The sequence below is a fragment of the Streptomyces marokkonensis genome, assembly GCF_039539045.1.
GTDB lineage: Bacteria > Actinomycetota > Actinomycetes > Streptomycetales > Streptomycetaceae > Streptomyces > Streptomyces marokkonensis.
The window spans coordinates 1-5,217 of the sequence record NZ_BAABCQ010000287.1 but is presented as its reverse complement, the minus strand read 5'-3'; the positions used below and the strand labels follow the sequence as shown (position 1 = coordinate 5,217).

The 5,217-nt window shown below is 71.3% G+C and carries 5 protein-coding genes; 4 read left to right on the top strand and 1 reads right to left on the bottom strand.

Features of this window, described 5'->3' with window-relative positions:
• Window positions 1-121 precede the first annotated feature (121 nt).
• Together ABEA26_RS34805 and ABEA26_RS34800 are read left to right on the top strand one after the other, a co-directional pair.
• Window positions 122-1,141, top strand: coding sequence for a 3-dehydroquinate synthase family protein (locus ABEA26_RS34805; protein ID WP_345597923.1), 1,020 nt, complete (start codon window positions 122-124; stop codon window positions 1,139-1,141).
• A gap of 128 nt (window positions 1,142-1,269) precedes the next feature.
• Window positions 1,270-1,704, top strand: coding sequence for a type II 3-dehydroquinate dehydratase (locus tag ABEA26_RS34800; protein ID WP_345597922.1), 435 nt, complete (start codon window positions 1,270-1,272; stop codon window positions 1,702-1,704).
• A 100-nt stretch (window positions 1,705-1,804) separates the two neighbouring features.
• Here the strand turns inward: ABEA26_RS34800 and ABEA26_RS34795 are convergent, their stop codons facing one another.
• A complete protein-coding gene (locus ABEA26_RS34795; RefSeq protein WP_345597921.1) occupies window positions 1,805-2,536 on the bottom strand; it encodes a VC0807 family protein in 732 nt (243 codons plus the stop codon).
• A 177-nt stretch (window positions 2,537-2,713) separates the two neighbouring features.
• Between ABEA26_RS34795 and ABEA26_RS34790 the strand changes: the two genes are divergently transcribed.
• Window positions 2,714-4,603 (top strand): sensor histidine kinase, encoded by a 1,890-nt coding sequence (locus ABEA26_RS34790; RefSeq protein WP_345597919.1) that lies wholly within the window; start codon window positions 2,714-2,716, stop codon window positions 4,601-4,603.
• Entirely contained in the window at window positions 4,555-5,217 is a 663-nt protein-coding gene (locus ABEA26_RS34785; protein ID WP_345597917.1) for a response regulator transcription factor, read from the top strand. The genes ABEA26_RS34790 and ABEA26_RS34785 overlap by 49 nt, the downstream gene beginning before the upstream one ends.

Genomic DNA, 5,217 nt, shown 5'->3' with positions numbered 1-5,217 from the left:
CATCGGGGCGGTACCCCTATGCCACCCCTGGTTTCCCCGATACATGTTCCGTCCTACTCGCCCATGATGCATGCTCGGCGGAGGCGATCCGCCGGCGCGGCCGACCACGAGGAGTCTTCAAGTGTCCACGACCCACAGGCGGATCGAGGTCGCGCTCGGCGAACGCTCGTACGCCGTCCGTATCGGTCCGGGGGTACGCCACACGCTTGCGCAGGTCGTCGCCGAACTGGGCGCCAGGCGGGTCGCCATGGTGTCCGCGCGGCCGGCGGACTGGGTGCCCGATCCCGGAGTGCCCGCCCTGATGCTCGCGGCCAAGGACGGCGAGGAGGACAAGACCTTGGCGACGGTGGCGGAACTGTGCCGCCGCTTCGCCGAGTTCGGACTGACCCGGTCGGACGCCGTCGTAGCCTGCGGCGGCGGTACGACGACCGACGCGGTCGGTCTCGCCGCCGCGCTCTACCACCGGGGCGTACCGGTGATCCATCTGCCGACGTCGCTGCTGGCGCAGGTGGACGCGAGCGTCGGCGGGAAGACCGCGGTGAACCTGCCCGAGGGGAAGAACCTGGTCGGCGCTTACTGGCAGCCGAAAGCCGTGCTGTGCGACACCGACTATCTGGAGACGCTGCCGGAGCGGGAGTGGGTCAACGGCTACGGCGAGATCGCCCGCTGCCACTTCATCGGCGCGGGGGATCTGCGTTCGCTTCCGCTGACCGAACAGATCGCCGCGAGCGTGGCCCTCAAGGCATCGGTCGTGACCGCCGACGAGCGGGACGCGGGCCACCGTCACATCCTCAACTACGGTCACACGCTGGGGCATGCGCTGGAGCGAGCGACGGACTACGCTCTGCGGCACGGCGAGGGCGTCGCCATCGGCACGGTCTTCGCCGGCCGGCTCGCGGGGGCGCTCGGCCGGATCGGCGCGGCGCGCGTCGCCGAGCACCTGGATGTCGTACGCGGCTACTCGCTCCCCACCGGGATTCCCCCCGGGCTCGCCCCGGACCGGCTCATCGCTCTGATGCGGCTCGACAAGAAGGCCACGAGCGGTCTGTCGTTCGTCCTGGACGGCGCCCGCGGCCCCGAGCTCGTTCACGACGTCCCGGAGGCCACCGTCGCCGAGACCCTGGCCTCGGCGACCCCCTAAGCTCCCCCTGAACACCCCACACTTGGCGGCATGCGGACCGGTGTGGGGCTTCGGCAGGGCACGGTGTGACCACTAGGGAACACTGCCGGGCCCCTGTGGGGCGCCGGTCCGAGCACGCGGGGTGCATCGTGAGCAGACTGCTTCTCCTCAACGGGCCCAACCTGGGGATCCTCGGCCACCGCGAGCCCGAGGTGTACGGGAAGGCGACGCTGGCCGACATCGAGGCGGCCGTGGCGCAGGAGGTGAAGGGCAACGGCTGGGACGTGGTGTCCGTCCAGCGCGAGTCAGAGGGCGAGCTGATCCAGGCCATCCAGAGCAGCTACGACACCGTCGGCGCGATCGTGAACCCCGGGGCCCTGATGATCGCCGGCTGGAGCCTGCGGGACGCGCTCGCCAACTACCCGCGCCCCTGGATCGAGGTCCATCTGTCCAATGTGTGGGCGCGAGAACAGTTCCGGCACGAATCGGTGATCGCGCCACTGGCCAGCGGGATCGTCGTGGGGCTCGGGGCCTACGGGTACGAACTGGCGGCCCGCGCCCTGCTGAACCTGGCAAAGGACTGACCCGTCCGGGCGGCACCACATGAGTACGGGGGTGGACTCGTGTGGTGAAGGGGGCGCCCGGACGGGAGTGTTGGGGGTGCTCCGCGAGGTCCGCGGGAGCTCAGAGAGAGCTCGGCCTGCCGAGCGTGACGGCGAGCCGCCTGGCGTACGCCTTGCTGAACTGCACGACCGCGATCAGCATCACGACCAGCAGTCCCGCGCCGAGGAGCGGCACGCTGTCGACCGGCAGCGTGTACGCCATCACCACTCGGGCCACGGCGTCGATCAGGAAAGCGGCTCCCCATGCGGCGGTCATCAGGCGCATGGCCTTGCGGAAGTCCGGTGAGTTGTCCCAGTCCTCGCGCCAGGAACTCGCGGTGGCCTCCGGGAGGATTTGGATGGTCGCCGCGTAGAGGAAGGGCCGCTTGGCCAGCAGGGTGCTGAGCATCCAGAGGCCGATGAGCGCGGTGAAGTAGCTCTCCCTGGCCAGGACCAGTCTAGGGTCTCCGGTGAATAGCGACACCAGTGTGCTGGTGATGATGATGCTCAGGGAGAAGAGGGTCGTCCGCTCCATTTTGCGCTCTCTGACCACCTGGTACACGAGGCGGGACAGTGGCAGGGCACCGCTGATCACGAGAGCGAGCCACTGGTTCATACCCAGCATCCGCAGGCCGTAGTAGAGAAGGAGCGGCAGTGCCATGTCGAGGACAGTGACCTTGATCAGCATGGTGCGCGGGTTGCGTTCCTCGCGCTGCGGTGCGGCCGCGGCCGCTGCCTCCTCCGTCCGCGGCTCCGTGTCGGCCTGTGCCGCACTGTTCGCCCGCCGTGGCCGTTGCGGCAGTTCTGTCGCCACCGTAGCCTCCTCCCTGTCGTGCCGCCGTCCCGTGCTTGCTTCGTTCCTCAAGCTACGTGCCGGGCGTGGCCGTCCGGAATGCAGTTACGAGCACAGTGGGGTGCAGAAAACTGCACCCCCACCGGCGTCTCCCCCAGCCGTGCCAGACTGGAGATCCATCCGGACTGCGGAGGTGCGGTGACCGGCGACGTCAGACCTGCCAGTGGCTCCTGGCCCCACTGGCACGGGCCCGCGCCGGCCCGCGGGGCGGCCCTGGCCGCCCTCTCCGTCGTGGGGTTGCTGTGTTTCGTGCCGACGGCCCTGGCGGCCGCGCTCGGCGCCGGCGGGACGGTGCTGCGTCTGCGCCGGCTGCCGCTGCTGCGCCGCCGCCTGGCCGCCGCCTGGTCCGGGGTGGACATCCCCGAGCCGTACGCCTCGCCGGTATCGGCCCCGCAGCCCCGCGAGGGCGGCTGGTTCCGCCAGGGCCGACGGCTGTACGCGTCCGAGAAGGCCGCCCTGCGCAAGCGGCGGGCCCGGCAGGTTTCCCGGGACCGGGCGACGCTGCGGGACCTGGTGTGGCTGCTGGTCGACCCCCTACTGTGCGCGCCCGTGGCGCTGCTGCCCGCCGCTCTGGTGGGCTGCGGCCTCGCGGGGCTCACGGCTGTGCTGTGGTGGCAGGTATCCTGGCCGGCGCTCGGGGCGGCGGTGCTCGGTGTGCCGCTGCTGCTCGTGGGCTTCGCCGCGGGGCCCTGGGCGCTGCGGGCCCACGGCCGTCTGACGAAGCGCCTGCTGTCGCCCGGCGGTGTGGCGGGCGGCCCGGGGCCGGGTTGGTGGACGTGGCCACGGCGGGCCGCTCAGGGCCTGGGCGCGGCCGTCCTGCTGTGTCTGCTCGCGCTGTGCGGGTTCCTGCTGGCCCTGTTCCAGCTGATGGCGCTGGTCCTGTCGGTGCCCCTGGGGCTGGTGCCCGTCTTCGCGTGGGCGGTCGAACCGAGCCGGCGGCTGACCGGGCTGTGGCGGGAGCTGCTGGGCGAGTGGGCCGGGGCGGACATCCCCGCGCCGTACCGGCCGAGGCCCGACCCGCCAGCCCAACGGGCGGACGGCCACTACGCGTACGGCAGGCATCTGCACAGCAATCCGACCCTGCCCAGGTGGCTGACCACGCGGCGCCGACTGCTCGGTGACCCCGCGACCTGGCGGGACCTGCTGTGGCTGCTCCTCAACCCGTTCGTCTGTGCGGTGCTGCTGCTCGGCCCGGCAGCCATGGTCGCGCTGGTGGTGCGGTGGGGTGCCGGCGGGCCGGGCCTCGCGCTCGGCGTGCCGCCCGCGGTACTCGCCGTGTGGGTGACGCCGTACGCCCTGCGCGGCCTGGCCGCGTGGAGTGCGCTGCTGCTCGCGCCGACCAGGAAAACCCAGCTCGCTCGGCGCGTCGAGCAGTTGACCGCGACGCGGGCGGAGGCTTCCGGTGTCCAGACCGCCGAGCTGCGCAGGATCGAGCGGGATCTGCACGACGGGGCGCAGACGCGGCTGGTCGCCATCGGTATGACGCTGCGGGCCATCGAGCGGCGCCTGGACGGGCAGTCGCCCGAGCTGCTCGAGATGGTGGCCGAGGCCCGGGAGAACTCGGCCGCGGCCCTCGCCGATCTGCGCGCGCTGGTACGCGGGGTGCATCCGCCGGTGCTGGCCGAGCGAGGGCTGGCGGACGCCGTGCGCGCGCTGGCACTCGGCCATCCGCTGGCGGTGGACGTGAGCGTCGATCTGCCGGGCAGGCCGGCGCCGCCCGTGGCGGCGTGCGCGTACTTCTCGGTGAGCGAGGCACTGTCGAACGCCGCCAAGCACTCGGGCGCCGAGCGGGTGCGCGTCGTCCTGCGCCATGCCGCGGGCGCGCTGTGGATCACCGTGACCGACGACGGCCGCGGTGGCGCGGATCCGACGCTGGGCAGCGGGCTGCGGGGGATCCAGCGGCGGCTCGCTACCTTTGACGGCCTGTTAGACGTGGCCTCCCCTCCCGGCGGCCCCACCACCTTGACCATGGAGTTGCCGTGCGTGTTGTCCTCGGCGAGGACCAGTACCTCCTCAGAAAAGGACTGACCCATCTACTGGAGGACCACGGCTTCGAGATGACCGCCGTGGTCGACAACGGCCCTGATCTGTTGACGGCGCTGCTCGATCACCGGCCCGATGTGGCACTCGTCGATGTGCGGCTGCCGCCGACGTTCACCGACGAAGGGCTGCGAGCGGCGCTCGCGGCCCGCAAAGAGCTGCCAGGACTGCCGGTCCTGGTGCTTTCGCAGTATGTGGAGCAGTTGTACGCGCGCGAGCTGCTCGCGGACGGCCAGGGTGGGATCGGCTATCTGCTCAAGGACCGTGTCTTCGACGACAACGAGTTCATCGGCTCGGTGCGCCGGGTGGCCGCCGGCGGCACGGCCATGGATCCTGAGGTGGTGGCCCAGCTGGTCCGTCCCGGCGGGCAGCGCGGTCCGCTGTCGACTCTGACGGAGCGGGAGCGGGAAGTGCTCGCGCTCATGGCGGAGGGCCGGTCAAACGGGGCCATCTCGGAAAGGCTGTTTCTCAGCGACAGCGCGGTGAGCAAGCACACGGCCAGCATCTTCGCCAAGCTCGACCTGTCGCAGTCCAACCATGACAACCGGCGAGTGCTGGCCGTGATCGCTTATCTCAACAATCCCCATGACACGCAGGAGTAG